Below are 25,577 nucleotides of genomic sequence, written 5' to 3'. Positions count from 1 at the left end.
GTCTCGGTTTTCATCTCCCTATCGCGGCGGCTGCGCCAATGGGCGACATCCCGTAGGCAAAAGAAAATGCGGCTGAATACCGCATCGTCGGTGATGTTCATCGCATCGAAAGGAAAAACGGTTTTCAAATTCTTAAACGACAAATAGCTATGACAGCAGAACAAGAAGCAATCCTCGAACAGATTATCGAGGCTTTTCAGAATGGCAAGCGATTGAGCGACTTGCCCGATGTATCGGGAACCAACCCGTTCAACCTCATTTGCGAGGTATTGGAGGACGGCGAGAGCAAAAAGGCCGCGCTCGCAACGCTCCTGCCTTACATGGAGGAGGAATGCAGCTACGGCATCGAGTTCGACACCGCTGTATCCTCGCCTGCCTGCACCCGTATCGGCAATCTCTCCCTGCACAAGAGCCTGCCGATCCACAACCGGATGAAAGGCTGCCTGCTCAACGACGACGGCGAGGTCGTGGAATATCTCAATCCGGCAAATTGGACGGGACAGACGCGCGACGGCTCGCGGGGTCAGGTCATGGTCGAACTTCCCATGCACTACCGCAAATTCGAGACTGACGGCACGAAGCGGCGGGTACGCATCAGCGAGTACCCTCTCCCCGGCTATCGTCTCGTCCCAGGGAATAGATACGTTTCGGCGTATCAGGCTACCATACAGCGCAGCACGACGACCCTCTGCTCGGTCGTGAATATGGATGCCGACTACCGAGGCGGCAACAACAATACGGCGTATGACGGAACCTATCGCACGTTCCTCGGACGCCCGGCGACGGGTATCTCCCGTACCAATTTCCGCAATTACGCCCGCAAACGCAAGTCCGGTTCGACGGAATGGAACTGCATGACCTACGACATCCAAAAAGAACTGTATTGGCTCTTCGCCATCGAATATGCCACGCTCAACTCGCAGGCGGCATTCAATGCGGAAAAGGACAGCAACGGTTATGCGCAGGGCGGCCTCGGAGCAGGTGTAACAAACATGTCCGATTGGGGCGGGTTCAACGGCTCTTATCCGTTCGTGCCGTGCGGCCATACCGACGAACTCGGAAACGGCACGGGCGAGGTCGCATACCCCGTCATCAATGAGGACGGATCGACCCGATGCACGGTCATGGTTCCGCGCTATCGAGGTGTCGAGAATCCTTTCGGCCATATTTGGCAATGGACGGACGGTATCAACATCCGTATCAGCCCGACCGAGGATAACAGCGGCGACGGATTAAGCAAGGTATTCGTCTGCACCGATCCGGCCAAATTTTCGGATAGCGGCTACGACGGCTACGCTCATGTAGGCAACGAGGCCCGCGCAGAGGGATATGTCAAAGAGGTGATTTTCGGCGAGGGAGGAGAGATCATGCCCTCCGTCGTAGGAGGCGGTTCTTCGACCTATTTCTGCGATTACCATTACACTAACATTCCGACGACCGAAGCATTGCGCGGTGTCCTGTTCGGCGGTTATGCGAATTACGGCTCGGATGCCGGTTTTGCGTATGCGTATTCGAATAACGCGCCCTCGACTTCGGATGCGAATTTCGGGTCTCGCCTTTGCTTTATCCCCGCATAACGCCACAGAAAACACGCTCGGCCAATAATTAAACGCTACGACAATGGAGAATAACCACAATCCGATGGAGGATGACGGCTCGCTGGATTTCCTGAAAATCCCCGCCGATGAAACCAACAAGCATTTCAACTGCCCCGAAACGACGCAGCAGAAGTTGATAAACCTCACCTTTTGGGTCTGCGACTACATCGAGGGAGTGAAAACGAAGTTCGGAGAGAATCGGACGCTCGTCAAGATCAAGATGAATCGGGACGATCACGACCGCGATGCACGCAAGTTCTTCACCAATTCGCGGGAAATCAAATATGTCCTCGCCAAGATTCGGGAAATGGACAAATTCCCGCGACGGGTAACGATGCGGGCATCGGGAACACGGTACTATTTGGAGTAATGGATGTATAAAGGTTGGTTGCTCTTGCGGTGTCCTGTTCAGCGGTAATGCGAATAACAGCTCGAATGCCGGTTTTGCGTATGCGAATTCGAATAACACGCCCTCGAATACGAATGCGAATATCAGGTCTCGCCAATGATTTTCAGAAAGGTAAAAACATAAATTTTGAGAGCAACGACCCTGCCTCTCGGCAAAAAATATCACCTCAAAAAGGAGTTAGTAGGCGGTTTCGGGCATCCCGAACTGCCGAACGCCCCGAATATGAAAAGCAAAGCGTCGAAATGAAGCGTATAGGAAACTTATACGAAAAGATCATATCGCTGGATAACCTCCGCCTCGCCGATGAAAAGGCAAGGCGCGGGAAACTCCGCTCGTATGGCGTCTTGCTTCACGACAAAAACCGTGAAGCGAATATCCTTGCCCTGCATGAAACGCTGAAAAATCATACATTCAAGAACTCCGAATACAGCACGTTCACGATCTATGAGCCGAAAGAGAGGATCATATTTCGATTGCCGTATTACCCCGACCGCATTCTGCACCATGCAATCATGAATATCCTCGAACCGATATGGGTTTCGGTCTTCACAAAAGACACATATAGCTGCATCAAGGGCCGCGGGATTCACGGAGCGATGCGGAATGTCAAGCGGGCCATCAAAGACCGGGAAAACGCCCGATATTGCCTCAAAATCGACATCCGGAAGTTCTACCCGTCGATAGACCACGACGTATTGAAAACCATCATCCGCCGCAAAATCAAATGCAAGGATACGCTCGCCCTGCTCGATACGATCATCGACAGCACCGACGGCGTGCCTATCGGCAACTATTTGAGCCAATACTTCGCAAACCTGATGCTCGCCTACTTCGATCATTGGATCAAGGAGGAGAAGCGGGTGCGGAACTATTTCAGATATGCCGACGACATGGTATTTCTCGCCTCCACGAAAGAGGAGCTGCACATCCTGCTGGCCGACATCAAGAAGTATCTCGCGGCCTTGAAATTGACACTGAAAGGCAATGAGCAGATATTTCCGATTGCCGAGAACCGGGCGGACAAGCACGGGCGCGGCCTCGATTTCGTCGGATTCGTATTCTACCACAACCAAACGCTCATGCGCAAATCCATCAAGCAGAATTTCTGCCGCATGGCCGCGCGTCTGAATAAGAAACTCAATATCAGCGCGAGAGACTACAAACAGAAGCTATGCAGTTGGTACGGATGGGCGAAAGTCTCCAATTCAAAACATTTGTTAAAAACCATCATTAAATCGCAATTCTATGACACGTTCGTATTACGATGCAAGGCCGTCTAAATTCGAGGCCGTAGGCAACGGAAGCTACATCTACCGTTGGGATATTCAGGAAGAGGCCGCACCGCAGCAGATCATGGCAGAGGGCGAAGATCAGCCCGCCGCCGAAAGTTCGCGCACGCAGTATTCCTGCTATGAGGTAATCGTATGGGCTTCCGTATCGAGCAACAAGATCACGGAGGCCGTCATCCGTGCAATGTGGGATGCCAACTACGAGCAGAAGCTCATCAACGAGTACAACGCCGCCAATCTCGGCGTATATGGCGGCTCCAAGTCGAGCGACGAGGCAAAGGCGAAGATCGCCTCGTACAAGGACTTTCTCGCAGCGAGAGCCGCGTTGAAAGCCCAAATCGACGCAGACTGCGCCGAGCTGAACATCGAATAAAATCAGATCATGCTGACCCTGCATTTCAACAACACGACATTGGACGTACAGGAGAGCGATAGCAGCTACCGCTATCGCTCCCTCATGTCCAAGCCGCAACTCGTCCTGAAATTCTCCCTATCGGAATTTGTCGAAATTCCCGTCGGGGCATGGTGCGAGTATCAAGGCGTGAAATACAAACTCGGATCGCCGGAAAACATCAAGAAGAACGGAACCCGCAATATCGAATACACTCTTACCCTCGGAACATTGGAGGACAACATGAGCCTGTATAAGATGCGTAATCCCGTCGATAAACGCCTCAAATGGTCGATGTGCGCCAAGCCCCACGAACTCGTCGAAGCTATCGTTTGGAATCTCAACCAGCGCGACGGAGCCGGAGTTTGGAAAGTCGGCGAATGCCTCGATGCGGCGGAGCAGACGGTCGAGTTCAACCACACCTACGTCGATGCTGCATTGCAGGATGTCGCAAACAAATTCGAGACCGAGTGGGAAATCAACGACTATACGATTTCATTGCATAAAGTCGAGTATTTCAAGGATGATCCCCTGCCGCTCGCATACGGCAAGGGTAACGGCTTCGAGCCGGGTGTCGGGCGCACCACGCAGAGCGATGAATTGCCGATCAAACGGCTCTATGTTCAGGGCGGAGATCGTAATATCGACCGCTCAAAATACGGCTCAGCGGAATTGTTGTTGCCGAAGTCGCAGACGCTCGTTTATGAGGGCCGCATCTATCAATCCGACGCAGAGGGATATTCCATCGAGCGCATCGACAAAGTTTCCGATGCAGTCAAGGAGGACAGCCTCGATTGCTCCGAGATATACCCCTCGCGCGTGGGAACAGTATCGGCGGTCGAGTGCATCGACGCAGGAAAGAATTTCTACGACATCATCGACAATTCCATCCCCGCAGAGCTGAATTTCAACGATTATGTCATCGAGGGCGAGACGGCGACGATCATCTTCCAAAAGGGGATGCTCGCGGGCGACGACAAGCAGTTCGAGTTCAAATACAATCACTCGGAACGCCGCTTTGAACTCGTGCCGCAGGAAATCGACGGGGTTACGATGCCGAACGAAACATTCAGTCCCGCCGTCGGCGACACCTACGCCATTTTCGGTATCATGCTGCCGGATTCCTATATCTGTAACAATACGGATAAGACTGGGGCATCATGGGATATGTTCCGCGAAGCGGCCCGCAAACTCTATGAGAACGAAGATCAGAAATTCACCTTTACCGGCACTCTGCAAGGGCTGTGGGCGAAAAAGAATTGGCTCCGTGTCGGCGGGCGGCTGAAAGTCGGCGGATATGTTCTGTTCACCGATGAGCAGTTCGCCCCCGACGGCATTCCGATCCGCATCACGGGTATCAAGGAATTTCTCACCTCGCCGTATGCTCCCGTCCTCGAAATCTCGAACTCGGTTTCAGGCAAGAGCGTATCGTCGCAACTTCGGGAGATCGGCCAAAACGAGGTGGCGACAGATAACAGCATCCGCAACGCCGTAAGCTATACCAAGCGTCGGTTCCGCGATGTCAAGGAAACGATGGCGATGTTGGAAGATTCGATGCTCGACAACTTCACGAACTCTATCAATCCGCTGACCGTGCAGACGATGATGATGCTCGTCGGGGATGAGAGCCTGCAATTCCGGTTCGTCGCCAGCAAGACCGACCTCACAGCGGTAGGCGACGGTATCACCTACGACAACACGGCGAAGCAGTTGCATATCCCGCACGGATTCATCCAGCACATGACGCTCGGCATCGGCACGATCTCGTCCTCTCATGCCGATTCGGAGTACAAGGTTTGGGAGATGAACGAATACCTTTCGCCGTACCTCGACAACGGAGCAAAGAAATATTATCTCTATGCCAAAGTCAGCCGCACGGACACCACCGTAAAGGGCGATTTTCTCCTATCTGACAGGGCGATCAAGATGACCGATGTCGCAGGGTATTATCATCTGCTGGTCGGCATTCTGAACAGCGAATACGACGGCGAACGAAGCTATGTTTCGCTCTACGGGTTCTCGGAGATTCTGCCCGGTCGGATTACGACGGATAAGATCGTATCGTCCGACGGCAAAACATATTTCGACCTGCTGCTGGGAGAAATCGGAGGCAATATCAAATTCATCGCCTCGGATGGAAGCCTGAAAGATGTTGCCGACCTCGAACGGACAGATTTGGATTATCTCAAAGAGGCTTTCAAAGATGCAACGACCGAAATAGACGGAGGTGTTGCCCTTTCGGGATTCGTGGGAGTGAGAGACGCATTGAAAAACGTAATAGCGGCTCTTTGCGGTTATAATCCGACCTCCGAGGATGACTACCCGTTGATATTCGCAGGAGCACAGCAAGGGAATGTAGAGTATTACGGATGGACAAGCAATAGCTATACCCATATCTACACCCAAAGCGCGACGCCGAGCAATGGGGATAATTGTTTCGACAATAAAGGCTCTGTCGTAGGAACTGTAACGAATATCGTAGGGGCGCAAATTTTCGCATTATCCACAACGGGCGAAACCTATCAACGCAATACCGGAATCGACTTTACCGCGAAAACGCCCTCTGCAATGGAGGGCAACCGAGCCAAGTTCCGAGTATATAAGGACGGACGATGCGTTTCCAATTACTTTGAAACGAGCGGGTCATACAAGACGATATACGTGCCGACATATTGTCCGCCATTGGTCTTTACAACCGTTTTGGAGGTTTCGGAAAATTGCTACATGGACTTGACCTCCGGAGCGCAATTCGGTGTTTTGATGGAGACGAATGACGACTATGACGGCTATAACTGCTCGCTGTATAATTCCAGCAGATACCCTTGCACGGTGGTTAAAGGGACGAAAAGCTCCTATACGCAAGTCGGGGCATTGTCCCCCGGCGAAATGATGGATTTTGTCAATATCAAAGGAGGATGGGTATTAAAGAATTTCACCAGATATTCAACGAAAGAGTAAAATTATTTTCGCCCATATAGTACCTATTAGGTATTATTCACTACTTTTGTCATAAATCTAAACCTATTATGGAACAGAAAATCGAAAAGGGAATCGGGTGGCTCGAAAAGCTGCTCAAAATGGAGGAAAAATACGGGTTCTTCCGCTTTCTGCGAGTGCTTTTGCTTTTACTCCTCACGGGGTTTGTCATCCTTACTATCACCAATCCGCACTATGTGCTGGATAAAGTCGAATCAATCCAAGCAGAGCAACATGATGAATCGGTAGCCAAGCGCATTCAGGTAGATGCGGATATTCGTCTGATGCTGCGCAAACTCTTATATGCGCTCGATGCCGACCGTACATGGCTCATAGAGCTGCATAATGGGAGCAAAAACCTATCATCAGGATTACCGTTCCTATACGGCGATATGCGAATCGAAGAGGTCGCTGACGGCATCAATAACGTCGATGATGAATATACTGATTTTCAGCTATCGAAATACCCTTTTATCGGGAAAGTCTTTGACGACGGATTTTATTGGGGAGCTATCGAAACGATCAAGGAGATCGACGAACGAATGTATTTCAAGTTCAAGTCGAATAACGTGAACGAGGTCGCCATTCTCGCCCTATATGCAGGAGAAAAGCCGCTCGGAGCAATCGGCATATCATTTTGCGGACAAAAACAGATGGACGCCTCCGCTGTCGGCAAGGCTATTCGCAAGTGCGGTATTCAGGTAGCAACCCTATTATCCAACTAACATCACAACATCATGGAAACTATCAAAAATATTCTGACCGCCATCTTGAAATGGCTGGGGAGTATTCCATCCGACAAACTCCTGCACCTCATTGCAGGTGCGGTAATCGCAGCCTTTTTCGCCCTTGTCATTCCCTATACGGCTGAAATATGCGTCTTATTCGCCGCCATCGCAGGGGTGGCAAAAGAGGCTTTCGACCAATACCGCTACAAAGGATGGGATTGGCTTGACTTGGCCTATACAATGGCCGGAGGTTTCATCATTCAAATTTTCGCGTGGCTATGAAACTACTTTTGAAACGCATCGCATTGAAGCCGACCTATACCATCGGCTGGCTCTACATCGACGGGCAAAAGGTCTGCGACACCATCGAAGATGCCGTGCGAGACCTGAACAAAAACGGGCGGTTCGACAATGGCGAAAAGAAAGTGTATGCCGCAACCGCTATCCCCTACGGGACATACGACATCACGCTGAAAGTCCAATCCCCGAAGTATAAGGATCAGGCGCAGTACAAATTCTGCGACGGCTACCTGCCTCGGCTGCTCAATGTGCCGGAGTTCGACGGCATCCTGATCCATATCGGCAATACCGCCGAGGATAGCGCGGGGTGCATATTGGTCGGCGAAAACAAGGAGGTCGGCAAGGTGCTGAACTCGACGGCGACATTCCGACGGGTCTATGACATGCTCAAAACGGCCTCCGACCGGGGCGAACCAATCCAAATCGAAATCGTATGAGAACGCTGATTTTGTGCCTTATCATCGGTTTGCTGTCGGCCTGCTGCCCGTGCAAACATCTGACGACCTCGACCGGGACGCGGGACAGCCTGCATGTCGAGATCAGGCATCGCACAATATGGATTCCCGACACGGTACGGGTGCAACTGCCGGCCGAGCGAACCGAGCAGACCGTCCGCCAAGATTCGAGCCACCTCGAAACCTCGGCAGCGGTATCGGACGCAAGGATCAACCCCGACGGGTCGCTATCCCACTCGCTCGAAAACAAGACGGACGATCGGGAAATACCGACGCAGCGGCCGATAGAATATCGGGACAGCATCGTTTATCGGGATCGGGAGGTCGAGGTTGAAAAGATCGTCGAGGTAGAGCGCAAATTGACATGGTGGCAACAGACGCAAATACGCGGTTTTTGGGTGACAATTATCATCATTCTCGTACTGCTCCGTAAAAAGATTTTTCCCTTGATTCGGAGGTTTATTTGAGGGCGCAAAGGCGAACAATACAGCCGATTATAATAATAGCTCCAAATTTCAGAAACTTTTTGTACCTTTGAAAAAGTTTTGATATTATAGCGTTTGCTATTGTTTTTAAGGTTTAGGAAATCGCCAATTTCACAACGGACTTAAAAAACAATGGTAAATGCCTGCGTTATGCGTGGGCATTTCCTTGTTAGTCCGTAGGTGTTTGGCGATACCTCTAAACCGACAGGAACGCCCACGCTTTTCTGTGTGCATATCCGGAAACAGCAGCGAATGTTTGATTTACGGATAGCATGAGCGAAAAGAAACCAACAAGGCAGGCGGAGATCGTATTTGCCGCCATGAAAGCAATCGAGGCCAACGGCGGCGAAATGAGGATTTCGGATATATACGAAACCCTCGCATCATCGTTCCCGCTGACCGATTATGAGAAAGAGGAAACCAAGAGCGGTGTCATCCGCTGGAAAGCGTATCTCAACTTCTATTCGATAGAGGTAGGCAAGGTCGGGTATCTCGTCAAAAAGAGCGGGATTTGGCATCTGACGGAAGAGGGTGCGAAAGCTCTTGCCGCCGGAGCCGGAGAGTTCTTCGCCGATTTTCACGGCAAGTTTTCCAAGATACAGAAAGAGCACGCGGTATCGGTCATCGAGGAGAATGCGGATCAGCCCGATGATTTGGATATGTTGCAAGGTCAGGCATCGAAAGGCATTCGGGAGTATATCATCAAAAAGAACCCCTACGAGTTTCAGGATTTGGTCGCCGCCCTGTTGCGGGCAATGGGTTACTACACGCCGTTCATCGCCCCGAAAGGCAAGGATGGCGGCGTCGATATTATCGCCTACCGAGACCCGCTCGGCACGACCGCCCCGCAGTTGAAAGTACAGGTCAAGCATTATCCGACCTCTGCAATCTCCGTCGATGTCGTCCGCAGTCTGCTGGGGGTTCTCGTGAAAGAGGGTGAGGTCGGCCTGCTGGTTACATCGGGGACATTCACCAGCGAATCCAAGAAAGAGGCCCGCAACGGGCATCGTTGCCTGCGTCTGATCGACATCGACGAGTTCATCGACCTATGGATTCGCTATTACGACCGCATGAGCGAGGAGGACAAAGCCCTGCTCCCGATTATTCCCGTTTATTTTCTGAAAGCATAAAACCATCATACTTATGAAAAAACTCTTATCTATTCTATTCCTATCCCTTTGCATCGCAGCTTGCTCCAAAGACGATACCCCAAAGCCGGAGATGAACGAAACCGTCAAACAGATTTGGCAGACTTTGAACGGCAGATATATCGGGTTCCATGAGGATAAGTTATCATCCGCCGGTTCCTATACGGAAACCATCGTCTTTCAGCCCTATTCCGAGCCGGAAGAGATCAAGCCGACGGTAATCCTTTTCCCGGATTTTACAGCATACGGAACCGCCGTCATAACCGACACCCGATTTGAAGAGATCAGCGGCTCATCGACCTGCTATTACTCAATCGACGTAAAATATGAGGGAGCAATCCCGACGATCTCATTCTTTGAATACGGAACGGACGGCGAAGTAGTAAACAGCGAAGATCAGCGCAACATCAAGGTCATCGACGCCTCCTCTTTCAAAATGTGGGATTATGGCTTGACCGAGGCCGAGAATGCGATAATCTACACCAAGCAATAGAAATCCAAATAATTCAATATCTTTGCGGTACTGATAGCCCCGTATCAGTTGCGTTGAATACCCCTCTCGACAGACCGATAGATCGGGCGTTGAGAGGGTTTTTCATTCGATTCTGTTACCCGTCTGTTACCCGGCCTCCGAAGTGGCGTTTATTGGTTACAAATAAGCCAATATATCATAGTGAGTTACAACCTATTTTAGAAAGAAGTAATAGATTTTGCATCGGACATAGAACGAAAAAGCAGTTATAGAGAACTGTTCTTAAGGGCTACGCTCCAAAGTATTGCAGCAATGCGAGGTCTAAATGTCGATGTTAAACATAATACACTTTGGTGCTCAGATATTTTCAGAAATGATAATGGCACCTTGTTACATGAAGCGATAGAATGCTCACTTATTTTTGTGCCACAGCAAAAATACGCCCTGCTTTCCTTGCGGCCAACAATATATATAGAAAACCCACGCTCGGTTTCAAAAGAGAAAAAGCAGGAGTATGCGCGGATATATCTGGATAAAATGTGGAACCAGGCATATAGCAATAAACTTATTCAATGGGAAAATATCGTATTTGGCAATGCACGTCTTATTTTTGAGTTCCCTCAAAATTCTGGCAGTGGATTTAAGTTCCAAATAAGCAACAATAGCGGATTTTCCGAAATACAATATCAAGACAGCACTGAACGAGGATATTTTTCAAGATCGTATGATAATAGAAGAACGATTTATTGGGGCCTTCAACTCAAAGAACCTGAATTGGAATTCGTAAATACATTTGCAGATAGGCCTTTTTTAGATTCAAATCCTATGAGAGGATTATCTAATCATAAGCCTTATGATTCTTGGCAAAAAGATGTTTTGCCACAAAATGTAAGACTGGGGGTAATTTGTCCTAATGCTCACACCAATAGTTTGAAATCTTTTTTACAACGCTTAAACACAACTATACAAGCTAACGATAATTCAGATTACATTCAGCCATATACAGGATTCCATAGTATATATAAAACATTATTAGAAATTCCGGACAGCGATACGGATAAGTGGATAAAAACAGAAGATACACCAAGAGATACAATAAGCCTTGCGCAATCAATATGTCATAAGGCCGGTAGTTTGGCCGAGAAATATCCAGGAATTGTAGTTGTAATTTACATTCCTACTTCTTGGAGTCTACACAAACAGTTCAAACATGATGGAGAATCGTTTGATTTGCACAACTATATAAAGGCTTATGCGGCTCAACACAGTTTTACAACTCAAATCATAGAAGAAAAAACTTTGAAGGACCCAATGGTATGTGAAATCTGCTGGTGGTTGTCATTAGCTTTATTTGTTAAGGCAATGCGTATCCCTTGGGCATTGGCCAGTCTTGATTCAGATACGGCGTATGCAGGTATTGGTTATAGCGTCAAAACAAATGGTAAAGGAAAAGTGGACATCGTTTTGGGTTGTAGCCATATATACAACGCAAAAGGTCAAGGGTTAAGATACAAATTATCAAAAGTTGAGCAACCTCAATTTGATGGGAAAAAGAATCCTTATTTAACTTATGAGGAAGCCTTCAAATTTGGAATTACTATACGAGAATTGTTCGTTAAATCCATGGATAAATTACCTCGTCGGGTTGTCATTCATAAACGAACACCATTTAGAAATGAAGAGATTGAAGGCATTACCCATGCGCTAAGTCAAGCGGGAATTAAAGACATCGACTTGATAACCATCAATTATGAATACAATGCTAAATTTATAGCACAAAGAGTTTATGACAACAATATTTCTGACGATTCATATCCGGTATCGCGCGGAACGTGCATAAAATTGTCATCAAGAAATGCTTTACTATGGACACATGGTGTCGTTCCATCAATTCGGGGTGGACGGCGTTACTATCCCGGTGGCAGGTGTATTCCAGCTCCTCTAAAAATAACTAAGTATTATGGTAAAGGAGATCTATCTACTATTGCCTCTGAAATTATAGGATTTACGAAGATGAATTGGAATTCATTCAATCTATATACGAAATTGCCAGCAACAATTGACACTTCTAATACATTGGCACAGGTGGGTAATTTACTGCATCAATATAATGGAGCAACGTACGATTATCGATATTTTATTTAATTCTGTAAAACATTAGTCTGGCAATGCCAGACTAATGTTAATGCAGGGGACTTGTTATAACATAAGTTTATACTATTTCCCGTCATATATTTTTTCCACGACAATCCACATGTCGTCCGGCAATTTCTCGTCTGAGATTTTCTCGCACGCCTGTTTCAGGTAGGCAAGTTCATCCCCCGCAAAGTCGATGGCCAGCGGCGTGTCTTTCTCGATGTCCCACTCGATGCGCCCGTTCTCCTCGTTTTCGTGCAGGCCGACCGCCTCGCGCTCACCGGCGGAGATTTCGATTTTGCGAAGAATCTCTTTCTTGGTGTTGAAATCCTTGAACGTGCCCTCCTTGGGCAGGATGACCGGAATGTAGAGCCGGTCTTTGATGTTTAGTTCCATATTCTGATAATTAGGTTTCCGTACTATTCGTTGTCTGCGTGTTCATCCGTTACGGCGGACTGGATCTGGACCATGAAGTTTTCGAAGTCGCCCATCAGACCGGCAATGGAGGCGTCCTTGGGCAGAGAGCAGAAGATTTGGCCGTTTTCGTAAGTGATGGTGCCGATGAAGACCGGTGCCGGGTCGCTGTCGAGGCGGCTCTCGGGAGTGTAAACGGTAGCCACCACACGTTCCAGTGCCCCGTCGGTCATGGTAAAATCCAAGTTGTAGAAGGCACGTTCCGTGCGTTCCTGTGCTGTCTTTGTCGTAGTGATGCGGATAATTTTCATAAAGCAGAGTTTATGAAAGAATAGCATGGCAGGGTGCCGAACAGGTGACAATGCTTCAAAAAAATTACAAATCCCAGTCCGCCGTACTGATTACTTGGAAGTTGAACGAGCCGTCATTCCGGGAAGCGTCATCCTGCGTGTAAATGTCGAAATAGTAGGAATAGATTGCTTTTACCGTCGGATAAATCGGAGTGTTTTCCGCCGTGGAATAGATTCCGGTAGCCATGACGAGGTAGCGGCTCGACAGCCCCCACGTAGAAGGAAGATAGATACGGTACATCCCTTTTCCCAATCGGCTGACGGATACCGATTTCGAACCGTCGAAACAGAGGAAACGGACGGATGCGCTGGAAGTTGTTCCGGTAACAATGCCTGTAACAAGGATTTGCTGGAACTTTCCGTATCGGCTGGTTGTCATCAGGTCCCGGCGGTTGAGTACAATCCATCCGAAAAAGGTCTTGTCGTCCCCGTAACCAATCATTTCAATTACTTCGCGGGAGAATTTGAGCGTCGTTTTCGAGATTCCATCCTCGAAGAAATATTTGCCGCTGGGAGCCGTAATGCTCATCACTCCCGTAGAGATGGTAGAACCCCACCTGTAATTGACAAGGCAAATCCGGCGGCCGGAGTTTTCCAAGGTCCATTGCAGGTTGATGTTCTCGTTCCAGCCGCCTGTTTGCGTACAGACCACGTTGTCGTAGTGCACGGGGTCGGTCTGCACATCGCTGGTCGTGCCGCCGCCCACGACAATCCAAATTGAAGGGTCGTTCTGCACGAACGCGCTACGGATGGTGCCTTGGATGGTCACATCCTTGAATTTGCCTCCTTGGGCGATGATGTTGCCGGCGGCATCCCATTTGAATTTGCCGTTGGCTACCTGTCCCGAACCGTCCGTGTTGAAGATGCTCCGGCCGGAACCGAACGAGGCGGAACCGTCGTTGTTGAGTTTCCAGCGCGTACCGTTGGTGATGGAGCCGTCGGCACCCAACGAGACGTTGTTTTTCCAGATGCGGGTGTTGTCGAATGCCCATCCGGCAATGCGGTTGTAAATCTCTTTGGCTCCCGATTTGGTGTAGTTGGCCGACAGACAGAAGTATTCCACATGGTCCCATGTCATCATCTGGATGCCGAGAAAACCGGTTTTCACGCTGTTGCCCGAAGCGGCAATCTGACCGAAAACCACATGCCCCGCATTGCTGCTTTGGTACCATGTCATTACGATGCCCTGCGGTTTGTATGCGCCGTTGTACCAGTAACCTGAACCGCTGGCCGCAGTCCGCATCTGGATTGGCATGGCTCCGACTGCACCCACACTGCCGGCCGTGATGTTGTCCGCGCCGATGGTCCAGCCACCGATTTTGCCCCGCACGAAAGTACAGGTCAGGCCGTTGATATAGTCCGTATTGATGATATTGGCCTTGATGCTGCCGGCATCCAGTTTTGTGGAATTGATGCTGCCGGCAGCCAGACGGTCGGCACTGAGCGTCCCCGTCCGGATACTGCCCGCATCGATGGAAACGGCATTGACCTGCGCCGCAGTCAACGTGCCGGTGTAGATGCCTGTAGAACCAATGTAGGTCAGTGGATGCGCAGCCAATGTGCTGTCAGAGCTTTGAGCCAAAGCGATGAACCGGTGACGGCGTATCTCCTCCTGAACTGTCGCCGTGAGGGTACGGGCACCCGGAGCGTTAGCCGTGTTCGAACCGCTCTGAAAAATAAGATCGCAGTTGTAGGCAATCTGCGGTGCTGCCGGAATCGGAGATGGACTATAAATGTTGTTCACTATCGGCTGATCCGAGTAGATATGGTACACCGCACCAGTCGTTCCGCCCCCGCGCAGGAACACGGCGAACATGCAACAATTACCACACAATTGTGCACCGGCAAACATGCGGCAGTATGTCTCTGAAAGTTCATAGATGTCCCACGAGTAGCCAATGCCGCCCCAACCGCCGAAATTGGCTTTCAGCAATAGGACAAGTCCACCTTTATGAGTTGTATTGTTCCAACTGTCAGGGGCTTGCTCACTATATGCACGTCGGATAAGAATATCCCGTTTGAAGGTCTGGTCTCCGCCCTTGAAAATGACAGGATAGTATTTATCCTCTTCACCGTAAATGACGATTTTGTGATAATATGGATAACCGAAGTTGGCACGTTTGGCAGCCTCTATATCGTTTTTCCAGTTCAACGACACCGCCGCCGAAAAGGTCACCGCACCGGCTGCATCCCATGAGATGTTTCCCGACGCGATACTGCCGGACCCGTCGTTGTTCAGCTTCCATTTGCTGCCGTTCATGATGGAGCCGTCCGCACCCAATGCGATGTTGTTCTTGTAGATACGGTTCGCATCGATGTTCCACCCGGCAATCTGGTTGGCAGAACCGAAACGGGCAAGGCAGTTGCCAGCAGCATCCGTGGCATAGAAACCGAAATCCGTATCGGAGTTGTAATAGATCTGCACTCGCTTGCCGCTTGTCGCTCCAGAGCTTGCCCCGTACACGACCACCCGTTTGTTGCCGCTATCCAACAATATGTGGCTGTTGGATAACGTGGTTGCACCGATAGTCCAGCCGCCGATAGTTCCCCGAACGAAGGCACACGTCAGACCGTTGATGTATGCCGCATTGATGATGTTCGACCGGATTTCCGCAGCATTCAGACGGGCGGTAGCGATGGTGCCTGCCGTAATTTGCGAGGCATTGATGTTGATGGCATTGACGGTATTGGCGGACAGTTTCCCCGTGAATATGCCGTTTGCATCGATGTAGGTCAGCTTGTTCGACCAGCCTTCCGCATTGGCTTTCGAGGTAATGGCATCCGCCACGGCACGGGCATCCGTACCGGCTTTCTTGGCATCGGCAATGGAAGTGTTCAACGTAGCGGTCAGTGCCGAGATTTTACCGTCAGCGTCTTTACCGGCTTGCGTGACGGCTTCGCTTTTTTTCGTGTCGGCATAGCTCTTGGCACTGCCCAATGCGGCATCCGCTTTGCTTTGGGCAGTAGCGGCGGCAGCGTTAAGCGTTTCAGTCTTGGCTTGCTGGATGGCGTTGGTCCAGTTCAGGCTGACACCCGCACCGAACGTGATTTTGCCGGTTAAAGCATCGTAGCGGACAAACTGGTCGCCGTAACCGAGCTGGACGTTGCCGCCGTTATCCAAAAGAAAGGTTTTGGATCCGTTCCTGAAGCCGCAGATACCGTCGATGGTTTCGGTGGCAATACCGCCGGAAGCGGTTTTCGTACTCAGAGAGAAGCGGCCGATGGCAGTACCCGTCACGGTGCCGTCCGCGTTCTTCACACCGGCAAAGAGTTTCGGCGTGATGACAGTATGGCTGTCGATAAGCGTTTTACCGGTATTCCATTCCCGTACCCAGTCCAGCAGGTTGGCATCGGCACCGGCAGTGCCCGGCGCACCGGCTTTCGCTTTCGACCAGACGAACGACAGGCTGTAAACCGCCCCTGCAATGGTAACGGGAATATCCAAAGAGCCGTGCTCGGCAAGGGTTGTCGTTCCGGTGGCAACCGTATAGGTCACTGTTTTCCGGCTGTTATCCACCGAAATGGACGAGAATCCGGCCGGTTTGACAATCACTCCGATGGTAAAATCCTTGTATTCCGAATCGCCGCATGTGACCTTGATGGTCGATGTCAGGCTTACGGCAGAGAGCACCTTCCCCGAATGGTCTGCGGGAAAGACGTATTCCCCGAGCGATTGGCTGATTGTGTAGGAATCCTTCTGTATGTAAATCGTGGTTTGCCCACGCGCGATAACTTGTCGGCTGCTCATACGTTTTGTTTGTATAAGAATAGCCGTATGCGTGGGCAATGAGTTTATAGACAAGATTGGTTATCTCATATTGCCTACATGAATACTTCACAGTTGAACACCGCCTTACGCCACACATCCTCACCGGTAATCCGCAGCGTGCGTCCCCGATGTTCTTCAGCATTCCAGAGTGCATCGCTGTCGGCATCGTCGCTGATGCGGTTCCAGAGGAAATTTTCATCGGGAATCCGGTCCGTGATTTCCGTTCCTGCTTTGTAAAGACGGGCATGTAGTGTCGTCTCGACCATGTGGTTGCGGAAAACGGTGCCCGAATCGGACTCCACATGCAAAGAATAGCTGTCACTGCCGTCGTATTGTTTGGAAACGGTATGCGTGGCATGATACGATGTGCCGGAGGATCGGACGATGAAACGGAGTGTCAGGACGTTCCGGCCTTCCCAGCCGGAGAAATCCGGCGTGAGCGTGTAAACGGACTGGTTCCCGCCGGTGTCTTTCCACCCGCCGTCCGCAGCAAGGTATTCCCAACGGCAGGAATCCGTTGTCAGGTTCTGCGCCGTGCCGGTCAGGAGGATCTCTGCCGGGTCGCAAAGATTGCCGGAAACGGCATCGTTATAATGAAACACCGTACCGCCATCAACGGTGACGAAACGGGGTTTCATCTGTTCCTGCATCTCTTCATCCAAATCCTCCCAGCGGATGGTGACATCCTGCAAGATGATGGAGTCTTTGTTCCAGCGGAAACGGCCGCCGGAGAAGTATCCGCTGCCGTCAGGGTTGATGACGAACGAATCGTTGCCGGCACGGATGGAACCGTCCGGCTCCAACCGTAACAGGGGGTGTTGAATCGTGCCGCCCACACCGCCTCGGCAGAACCACGCCCCGTATTCGTCGGTTTCGTTCAGGATCCCGTCTGTCGGCTGGTATAGGGTCGGCACGTTCCCTTTTTCAAGTTGCGGGGAACTGAAAAACCAGACCACCCGGTTCTCGGTACGGAAGTCGATGCGAAGGTCGTCGCCGGGGATATGCTCGATGTCGAAAGTCACATGTACCCGTTGCCATGTCTGGGGCATCATAAGGCTGGCGAGCACCTTTTCCCCGTGAAGAATATCGAACGGAGTCTCTTGCTTGGACGGGCAATAACACCAGAAAGAGAGACAGTAACGCTCGCCCGCATGTTTCTCTACCCACACTTCTTTCTGGCAAAGCAATGTCCCGCCGGTCACGGGCAGCAGGATGTTTTTGCCGATACCGGTCGGTGTGGCGGATGAAAGGCGGACAACCGTACTCGTAAAATTGCCGTTCAACGAATCGATGATGCAGTTCTTGTGAATACGTCCGGCGTAAAAGGTGCTGCCGAAGCCGTCCTCGTCACCGGCGGTCAGCGTGCCGGCCACATGAACGTCCCGCGTGGCATAGAGACGCTGGAAGTAAGCCCCATAACCTTGTAGCATACCGAACAGCGGGTCTGCGATTCCCGTGATGCGGCCGATACGGATTTTGGCGGCTTCGGCAAAGGACGAAAGCTGTTCCAGTAGGCAGACATTGAGGTCTCCGATTTCGCACCAGTCGTCCGGACCGAGCTCTCCCGAGAAGTCGAGGGACAGCGCGCGGGCATATTCCGCAGGAAAGTCCACCGTAATCAGGCTCAACCGGTATTGCCATTCGGTCGTAACGTCCACGGTGTCCTGTCCGTCTGTTTCCGTACCGTCGGCATACCCGAAGCGCAACGGCACGGCGGACAACTCTTTGGAAGCGCGGATGCGGAATGAAATCACCAGACGCTGGGGATGGGAAACGGCCTGTGGAAACGGAATCTGAAAACCGCCGGTGACAGCCGCCGCGTCGGAGGAGCGGCTAATCCGGAGGATGCGGGTGGCGGGACCTTCCGAAGGCGTGTAACGGCAGGACCACACCCCGTTGTCGCTGCAACCGAACGCGGCAAGGGATGCCGGACGAAACAAGGAACGTTCCGTCCCCATGCCGTCAATGACATCCATGTACGGGGCTTCTTCGTCCGAGGCAGTCAGGTACATGGCGCCGCTGCGCCGTTCATCGGTCAGGCTCGTGAGACGCACGAAGTCCAGCAATTCTCCGTCACGGGGCTCGTCGCCCTCGATGAGTGCGCCGATGAAAAAAGGCGATGACGCATGTATCCCGTCGGACAGCAGCACGGAGTCTTCTCCGGTGGCCAGCACGACCATCAGGCTGTAAAAGGTTTGCGCACCGTCCGCATACTGACGGCGAACCACGTCTCCGGCATGCAATCCCTGCCGTTTCTTGGAACCGGGGTCGATGCGTATCTTGAAACGGGAATATTCGTATAGTGCCATAATCGGATTTATAGTTTTTCGACACTGTCTCCCGAACAGGTATCGGTTACCCACAAGGCTCCGTTGGTCGCCGAGGAACGCTGTACCTCCAACTCGTAAACCCGCATCCGTTTCCGGATGGTCAGTTCGTCGAAGGTCGCCGAGATGCTTCCCGTCGTCCGGCTGCGCAGGATCGCCCAACCGGTGCCGGCCATTCCGGAGGTGAATCGCTCCGAGGAAAGACTGCCGTCGAAGTAGGCGTTCCCGCCGTGACGGATACCGTCCCCAACCTGTCTGAGGCAGATGTCGCCGGTAAAGAATAGCCCCTCTGCCGTAAGTCGGGTGAAGCTCCCGTCGATACCGATGTGTCCCGTGACCTCGACGGGATTCAGAGCGACGATAAAGTCACCGGATGTACCGATACGCAGGGAGTTCGACGCCCGGTTTAACGGAGCGTAACGGCTGGTGGACGGAGCGTGTCCGAGGAATGTGTTCACCGATTCGTATTGACCGCCGGGAGCTTGGGTGTGGTCGCTGCGGGAGACGAAAACCAATCGGTCATTGTCGGCTGTCAGATAGCAACCTCCCGTGCTTCCGAATCGCAGCAGTTTGTGTATGACGATGCCTTCATCCTCGCTGTCGGTACGGTACGAGGAGAGCAGGTCCCCGCCGTAGCTGTGCCGCACCCGGATGGAGTCGGGAAAGTACGCCGCCCCGTATGGGGAAAGCAGGACGTGCTCGCCGTCGATGTCCGTAAGGTTCGACAGAATCCGTATCTTGGCTGTGTGGTCGCCGCCTACGAGCAGGTCGCCGTCAGCACCCTCCAACCGGATGTCTTTCGCACCGGAACCTTTGAGCACGGTAACTCCGCTGATTCGGACTCCGCATCCGGCTGAAAAGGTCAAGTCACTCAGACAGGATACGGTTTCGCCGAGGACAGAGAAGAGCAGCCGCCCGACGTCGCCCAACTCCGCGCCCTGCAAGGCACGCAGCTTTCCGGAGAGCGTCGCCGCTCCCATGACTTCGAGAGAACCGGCAACGGTAGCGTCGTGCATCGACCAGTCCACAGTGGCGAGGTTGGCATTACCGCCGTGATAGACTTCCCGCCCATGAATGAGCAGGCTGTCGGAAGTCAGGAACACCCCGTTTTCTTTGGTCTCGCCCAGCAGGATATTTCCGGTGAGGGAAAGGGCGGCGTCGGCGAAATTAACCCGTTTCCCGCTCAGGTATATCGTGCCGGTAGCCTTATCGCAACGGAGAGGCTGCATACCGCCCACAAAGAGCTGATTGCCGCCGACATGTACGTCGCCCGTCAGACGGATGCCGTAGGTGTAACCGATGACGTTTCCCTCGTCATCGCTTTGCGAGGTGCGGTACGTTTCCAGCAGACGGCGGTTGTCGATACCGGCGGTAAAGCCGTAGTCGGCACATAACAATCCCTGCATGTCACCGCCGCTTTTGGGCAGATAGCCCGACCAACTACCGGTACCTCCGCCTTCACCGGAAACGCCGGACGAAATCGCCTCGGCAAATCCATAAGCCGTGTTATGCAGACGGATGGACGTGTCGTCACCTTCCTCCACACCGTAGGGATTGTCTTCGCTCTTGCGTTCTTGGGCGTTGAAGAAGGTCTGGTATAACTGGCGGTAGAGACTGTAACACAGGCCCTGCGTATCGAGACCGCCGATGCCGGGATGAAGGGTGACACTCATTTGGTATAGGAGGTTTTGGATAGGAATTTCTGAATCTTGGAGGTCAGCGAGAGGAAGTTGGGAAAGTTCAGCGGCTGCATGGTTCCCATGAGCGTAGGCGTCATAATCTTACTGCACTCCGTCAGGAAATCTAACATGAGCTGCGCCAGCTCGTTACCCAAAACCAGCGGTTCGGTGGCGTTCTCGTCGCCGAGCGTCACTTTGTTGTCGGCAACGGCAACGGTCGTGGAGTTTACCTTCTGTACGATTTTGTCGGCGGTCTGTCTGACTTCCGACTTATCGACGGTCTGCGCAATCTCTTCCGCACCTTGCATGACCGACGATTCTTTGCCGCTGTCGTTCCTGACCGTTGCCGTGATGCCTTCGGCCGTGTAGCTGGTATGGGCTTCGTTTCCGGTCGGTTCCAGCTCGTCGTAATCGGGCGAGGAGTCGCTGTCGGGGTCGAGAGCCTCGGTTTCCGTCATGCCGATGCTGACCTCGGAATGCGCCTCCATGCGGATGGTTTCGGCATGGGAGTAATTGACGATATAGGCATGGCAGGTGGCGGCGTCCACTACGATGGTCACCTCCGAAAAAAGGGTCGGTACGATGAGAAAACCGCCCTCGTTGTTCCGGGCGGCAGCCAGCAACACGCCTTTGTGGATGATACCGCCCGCCGAAGCAGTTTCGTCAGGATATTCGCCCACGTCCACCGTGCCGCCGTAGTCGGCGAACTCTTCATCACTGGGGTCGTCATGTATCTTGGCGACATAACCGTGAATCATGCGGGCGGTACCCACGCCGCCCATGCCGCCCGGAGCCATCTCGATACGCTCAATACTGCGCCCCAATGCGATTTTGCGGATTGCCTCCTGTATCATCCGCCGGTTGTTGTCCTGTGAATTCTTCATATTCAAAGAATAGATAAATTCGACAATAGACAGTTGGATAGAGGCTTTTTGCTATCTTTGAATACTTAAAATGAAACTTTATAAAAAATGAATATACAAGAAAAATTATTATCGTTAGGAGTATCTGAAAAAGAGATAGTATCTAATTTGCGCGGGGCTTATAACACTTCATTCTTCCATATTTACACAGCAGGAGATTTCAACACCGATTTAAGCCTAATAAGCCAAGAAGATCGAGGGACTTTCATTCATGAATACATCCACTATTGGCAAAACATAGGTACTTTGTGGGGATTATCTTCCAGTATTTTACGCTATGAAATGATGTTGAAACTGAAAGAGGAAATAGCCGTCCGTGATGAAGTCAAGTTACCGTATTCTATTTCTCCGACAGAACGAATGAAGCGTCTTGACAGCATATTCAGAGTTGGAAATGGATTTTTCAATGACAGTCAATTTTATGGAGTAAAAATAGACCAAACTAAACGAATCGAGATTAGAACAGGAGAGAAAATTGTCGAAGGGAAAAATATGCCTGTAATATCATTGATTATAACATTTGAAAACAAGGTTACGGATACTTTAGAACTGGGAGCACACATCATCAAGGAAAGCATGGCAGCCTTGTATCAAAGTTTAGTTGACCCTGATGCTACACATGATGATATTCCGTACAATGTTGTGAAAATATTATGCAAGCACAACTATCCTTCATTATACCACAATACCAAACTTCTTATCTGCTGTTGTCATGCAGCTCTTTTCAGTATGGCCCCAGGCGAGAGTCTGATTAAGCTATTGGCAAAAGCTGAAAAAGAAAAGATTACCGACGGTATGCAACTATTTTCAGATTATATCGATCAGTCTACAATTACAACACCACAAAAGAAGAGCATTCCTATTCCCGATTTTTTTGATGGAATGGTCAACAACTTTTTAGAAATGTTGAAGCAAAACTTAGTTGCTCCGTTAGATTATATTAAGACGGTTCTGGAGCGAGTGCGTTTATCCAATAAGATGCTTCCTCTATTGACAGTTTTATATGAAGAAAAAACAGATTGCATTTCGATAGAAAACTTAAATGCTATCATTAGTTGGTTAGGCATTCCTTATATTCAAACTCATAGTTGTGGACATCATAATCCTGCAACAGCAACGAAACGTGCTGAAGATATAGTTGAAGGCGATGATTCGATGGACGTTCTTGAATTGATCGCTTTGGAGGCAATGTATAAATTTTTATTAGGCAATTCATCCTTTCGATGTTGTCCACTCTATGGTATGATGTGTAGCGAATCACCCATAGCGAAATCCGAATGTTTCGATACACCGTGGTTGGGAACTCCTTGTGCATTCACAGTCATAAGTTCACCGCTGGAATTGGATAAGAAAAATGTCCATTGGTAAAATCATCTTTAAGAGTTATTTCCATACGTTGTCTTTGTTCCTTTGATTTTATGCGGTATCGTGATTTTCTGCCGGTAGCCTCCCGTCCCGAAAGTGGTTGTAACCTCCTCGACGATGTAGGTGCCGTTCTTGGCCGGGTTCCGGTCATCGATGAGTTCCACCTGACAGGCCGGATATAACCCGAAATCCCCGAAGAGCGTCACCGAACCGCTGATGCCGTTCAGGTTGTAGCTGCGGAAGTATTCGATGGCCTCCTCAACGAGCTTGTCGGAGTTGATTTTCATGTTCGGCGACATGTAGGGTACGATGGTGTAGGTCGAAAGGTCCACTTTCGTGCGGGTCTGCGCACCGCTGGCCGTGGTGTTGCCCGTCACCTTGTGCGTCTTCTTGCTGATTTGCGTGGCGTTCACGGTCTGGAACTCCTTGCTGCCGGAAACGTTCGGGTCGTAGTCGGGATTCAGGCGCACCGTCACCTCGAAGAATTTCTCATCCGAGCCCAACGCCTTGGCCTGCACGGCAAGGAATTTCGGGTCGGTCTTGAGCACTTTCAAATCCGACGAGGCCACATGCGTGTCGAAGCGGATACAGAAAGGACCGGATGCGCTGTCTTCCGGAAACCGGGGCTGACTCTTGGCGGAGGAGTACGGACGGCCGATAGCGATGGCGGGCATCCGGTCGGGACTGTTTTCGTCGTATTTCAGAAAGCAGTAGATGCGGTAACGGCTCCACGCCGAGAGGATGTCGGCAACGGTGAAGTTGTCCGTGATTTTGATTTTCCCGATCTGGATGTCGAACCGCTTGGTCTCGGAGTGCAGTTTGAATCCGGTATCTTTCAGGATGTTGTATTTGCCCTCCATCACGTCGTTCACGCTCGTGCCCGATGCCGGCGTCTCGAACTTGGGTGCCTGCTTCAGCTTGAGCTTGTAAGCCATGTTCTCGCATTTCAGCTCGAAGCTGCTCTCGGTGTTATAGCCGGTGATGTATCCGTCGAACATCGTGCGCAGCATCCCGTTATAGCCCAAACGGATACGCACCCGTTGCCCGGTTTTGAAGGTCGTGGCGTCCATCGCCGAGTAACTGGAACGTTTCTCGATGACCACGCCGTCCTGCATGACCTCGGTGGTTATCCGGCTGGCGTCTTTGCCTTCAAGGGTGGCCGTACCGATGATGGTGGAGCGGAAAATGGTCCCTTTTGGAAAACGGATGGTTGCCGTGCCGATGAGTTTCTTGTAGGTCTCGACGATTTCGACCTCCTGCACCTCCGTAAGCGTAATGGGGTTCAGAATGGACATCGGATTGCCCGCATCGGGGTCTCCGATGGTAATCCGGCAACATAATACGTCAAGCGGTGCTACAGCCATAGGTTGTTCAGTTTTAATATGGAGGTTGGGTCAATGACATCGGTGCCGAACCGTACCCACTTGATCCATTTGTTCGTATGTTCGATGGCTTCATCCACGACCTCCGCATCTTTGGAGATCAGTTCTACCGCCTCGGAGGGTTCCACGGCCACGCATTGCAAGGTATAGGGCTGCACGTTTCGGTATTCGGCGGTTGGAAGCGAGTAACCCAGAATGATAAGCTGCGAGATTTTCAACTGCCGCAGGATGGTGTTGTCGCAGTCGATGACACCTTTGTACTGGACGATTTTCAGGAACTTCGACAGCTCGGCTTCCGGGTACACGTCGGGATATTTGCTGGTTATCCGACCGTTTATAGTAAATTCCAGATCACCGCCCGAAATGAACTCTTTTCGGGTGTAGTCACGACCCTGCACCGTGGTCAGCACGATGTTGTTTTTCGAGGAGAGCTGTACCTGCGGACCCAAATCGACGAAGGTGATCAGCCCGTATTTGCTGTTGGGCTCCACCTTGCCGCTTTCTTTGTCGTAGTAGGTTCCCTCGCCGCTGATTTTCAATTCGATGTAGTCTGCCACCGTGCGGCCCACTATGCTGTCGGTGTAGTTCTTCTTCTCGGCGACAGCCTGCTGCTCCTTGATGAGCTGGTAGTATTGTCCCGATTTGTTGACGATGGCACTCTGCGACTGGGTTTCGAGGTATTTGTCCCGCTCTTTCTGTTCCCAGTATTTGATATAGCGGGGATAAGAGCGGAGCATGCCGTAGGCCGTCTGGCTGGCGAACTGAATGACGGCACGTTTCAGGATGTCGCTGTTCTTGGAGAAGTAATGTACGGCACCGTCCTGAAACTCCGCGAGTCCCAGACCGATGACGCGACGGGCGGCATCGCTGATGTAGCCGCCCAGTCCGCCATGCGAAAGGATGCCCCCGCTCAGAAGCGTCGAGGCACCGATATTGAGCAATCTGCTGCCGAATAGGTTCTTCATGTCGTTGTCTTTTCGT

21 protein-coding genes are annotated in these 25,577 nt (G+C 51.2%); 13 read left to right on the top strand and 8 right to left on the bottom strand.

What is annotated here, in order from left to right; genetic code table 11:
• Window positions 1-149 precede the first annotated feature (149 nt).
• The 12 genes from ALIPUT_RS05085 to ALIPUT_RS05030 all read left to right on the top strand — a co-directional run bounded on the left by ALIPUT_RS05085 (window position 150) and on the right by ALIPUT_RS05030 (window position 12,396).
• Entirely contained in the window at window positions 150-1,577 is a 1,428-nt protein-coding gene (locus ALIPUT_RS05085; RefSeq protein ID WP_004328674.1) for a hypothetical protein, read from the top strand.
• Between the two features lie 43 nt (window positions 1,578-1,620).
• Complete coding sequence (locus tag ALIPUT_RS05080) at window positions 1,621-1,968, top strand: hypothetical protein (protein WP_004328673.1); 348 nt, start codon at window positions 1,621-1,623, stop codon at window positions 1,966-1,968.
• 281 nt (window positions 1,969-2,249) lie between these two features.
• Window positions 2,250-3,287, top strand: a complete 1,038-nt coding sequence (locus tag ALIPUT_RS05075) for an RNA-directed DNA polymerase (RefSeq protein WP_014774664.1) — start codon at window positions 2,250-2,252, stop codon at window positions 3,285-3,287.
• Complete coding sequence (locus tag ALIPUT_RS05070) at window positions 3,253-3,669, top strand: hypothetical protein (protein WP_004328671.1); 417 nt, start codon at window positions 3,253-3,255, stop codon at window positions 3,667-3,669. Before ALIPUT_RS05075 ends, ALIPUT_RS05070 begins: the two co-directional genes overlap by 35 nt.
• Window positions 3,670-3,678: 9 nt before the next feature.
• Window positions 3,679-6,645 carry a hypothetical protein gene (locus ALIPUT_RS05065; RefSeq protein ID WP_004328670.1) on the top strand — a complete coding sequence of 989 codons (2,967 nt, stop codon included), beginning with the start codon at window positions 3,679-3,681 and terminating at the stop codon, window positions 6,643-6,645.
• Between the two features lie 68 nt (window positions 6,646-6,713).
• Window positions 6,714-7,388 (top strand): hypothetical protein, encoded by a 675-nt coding sequence (locus ALIPUT_RS05060; RefSeq protein WP_004328669.1) that lies wholly within the window; start codon window positions 6,714-6,716, stop codon window positions 7,386-7,388.
• Window positions 7,389-7,400: 12 nt separating this feature from the next.
• Window positions 7,401-7,673 (top strand): YfiM family lipoprotein, encoded by a 273-nt coding sequence (locus ALIPUT_RS05055; RefSeq protein WP_004328668.1) that lies wholly within the window; start codon window positions 7,401-7,403, stop codon window positions 7,671-7,673.
• The gene (locus tag ALIPUT_RS05050; protein WP_004328667.1) at window positions 7,670-8,128 is read left to right on the top strand and encodes a DUF5675 family protein; all 459 of its coding nucleotides are present in this window, start codon (window positions 7,670-7,672) and stop codon (window positions 8,126-8,128) included. The genes ALIPUT_RS05055 and ALIPUT_RS05050 overlap by 4 nt, the downstream gene beginning before the upstream one ends.
• A complete protein-coding gene (locus tag ALIPUT_RS05045) occupies window positions 8,125-8,613 on the top strand; it encodes a hypothetical protein (RefSeq protein WP_004328666.1) in 489 nt (162 codons plus the stop codon). The genes ALIPUT_RS05050 and ALIPUT_RS05045 overlap by 4 nt, the downstream gene beginning before the upstream one ends.
• A gap of 290 nt (window positions 8,614-8,903) precedes the next feature.
• Entirely contained in the window at window positions 8,904-9,761 is an 858-nt protein-coding gene (locus ALIPUT_RS05040; RefSeq protein ID WP_004328665.1) for a restriction endonuclease, read from the top strand.
• 13 nt (window positions 9,762-9,774) lie between these two features.
• Complete coding sequence (locus ALIPUT_RS05035) at window positions 9,775-10,272, top strand: hypothetical protein (protein WP_004328664.1); 498 nt, start codon at window positions 9,775-9,777, stop codon at window positions 10,270-10,272.
• Window positions 10,273-10,563: 291 nt separating this feature from the next.
• A complete protein-coding gene (locus ALIPUT_RS05030) occupies window positions 10,564-12,396 on the top strand; it encodes an argonaute/piwi family protein (RefSeq protein WP_004328663.1) in 1,833 nt (610 codons plus the stop codon).
• A gap of 72 nt (window positions 12,397-12,468) precedes the next feature.
• Here the strand turns inward: ALIPUT_RS05030 and ALIPUT_RS05025 are convergent, their stop codons facing one another.
• The 6 genes from ALIPUT_RS05025 to ALIPUT_RS05000 all read right to left on the bottom strand — a co-directional run bounded on the left by ALIPUT_RS05025 (window position 12,469) and on the right by ALIPUT_RS05000 (window position 21,810).
• Window positions 12,469-12,783 (bottom strand): hypothetical protein, encoded by a 315-nt coding sequence (locus tag ALIPUT_RS05025; RefSeq protein WP_004328662.1) that lies wholly within the window; start codon window positions 12,781-12,783, stop codon window positions 12,469-12,471.
• Between the two features lie 23 nt (window positions 12,784-12,806).
• A complete protein-coding gene (locus tag ALIPUT_RS05020) occupies window positions 12,807-13,112 on the bottom strand; it encodes a hypothetical protein (RefSeq protein WP_040293223.1) in 306 nt (101 codons plus the stop codon).
• A 64-nt stretch (window positions 13,113-13,176) separates the two neighbouring features.
• Window positions 13,177-16,899 carry a hypothetical protein gene (locus tag ALIPUT_RS05015; protein ID WP_004328660.1) on the bottom strand — a complete coding sequence of 1,241 codons (3,723 nt, stop codon included), beginning with the start codon at window positions 16,897-16,899 and terminating at the stop codon, window positions 13,177-13,179.
• A gap of 74 nt (window positions 16,900-16,973) precedes the next feature.
• Entirely contained in the window at window positions 16,974-19,229 is a 2,256-nt protein-coding gene (locus tag ALIPUT_RS05010; RefSeq protein WP_004328658.1) for a hypothetical protein, read from the bottom strand.
• A gap of 8 nt (window positions 19,230-19,237) precedes the next feature.
• Window positions 19,238-20,920, bottom strand: a complete 1,683-nt coding sequence (locus ALIPUT_RS05005) for a hypothetical protein (RefSeq protein WP_004328656.1) — start codon at window positions 20,918-20,920, stop codon at window positions 19,238-19,240.
• Entirely contained in the window at window positions 20,917-21,810 is an 894-nt protein-coding gene (locus ALIPUT_RS05000) for a hypothetical protein (protein WP_004328654.1), read from the bottom strand. The genes ALIPUT_RS05005 and ALIPUT_RS05000 overlap by 4 nt, the downstream gene beginning before the upstream one ends.
• An 87-nt stretch (window positions 21,811-21,897) precedes the next feature.
• On the opposite strand from ALIPUT_RS05000, the gene ALIPUT_RS04995 reads away from it, so the two are divergent.
• On the top strand, window positions 21,898-23,217 hold the full coding sequence (locus ALIPUT_RS04995; RefSeq protein WP_004328653.1) for a hypothetical protein: 1,320 nt from the start codon (window positions 21,898-21,900) through the stop codon (window positions 23,215-23,217).
• An 8-nt stretch (window positions 23,218-23,225) separates the two neighbouring features.
• Here ALIPUT_RS04995 and ALIPUT_RS04990 read toward each other — a convergent pair whose 3' ends face one another.
• Both ALIPUT_RS04990 and ALIPUT_RS04985 read right to left on the bottom strand, forming a co-directional pair.
• Window positions 23,226-24,578, bottom strand: a complete 1,353-nt coding sequence (locus ALIPUT_RS04990) for a hypothetical protein (RefSeq protein WP_004328652.1) — start codon at window positions 24,576-24,578, stop codon at window positions 23,226-23,228.
• Window positions 24,569-25,561, bottom strand: a complete 993-nt coding sequence (locus ALIPUT_RS04985; protein WP_004328651.1) for a DUF6046 domain-containing protein — start codon at window positions 25,559-25,561, stop codon at window positions 24,569-24,571. The genes ALIPUT_RS04990 and ALIPUT_RS04985 overlap by 10 nt, the downstream gene beginning before the upstream one ends.
• Window positions 25,562-25,577 lie beyond the last annotated feature (16 nt).

It is taken from the genome of Alistipes putredinis DSM 17216, assembly GCF_000154465.1.
In the GTDB taxonomy this organism is placed as follows: Bacteria; Bacteroidota; Bacteroidia; order Bacteroidales; family Rikenellaceae; genus Alistipes; species Alistipes putredinis.
The sequence above is the reverse complement of the archived record's forward strand: the minus strand, read 5'-3'. Positions and strand labels throughout refer to the sequence as shown.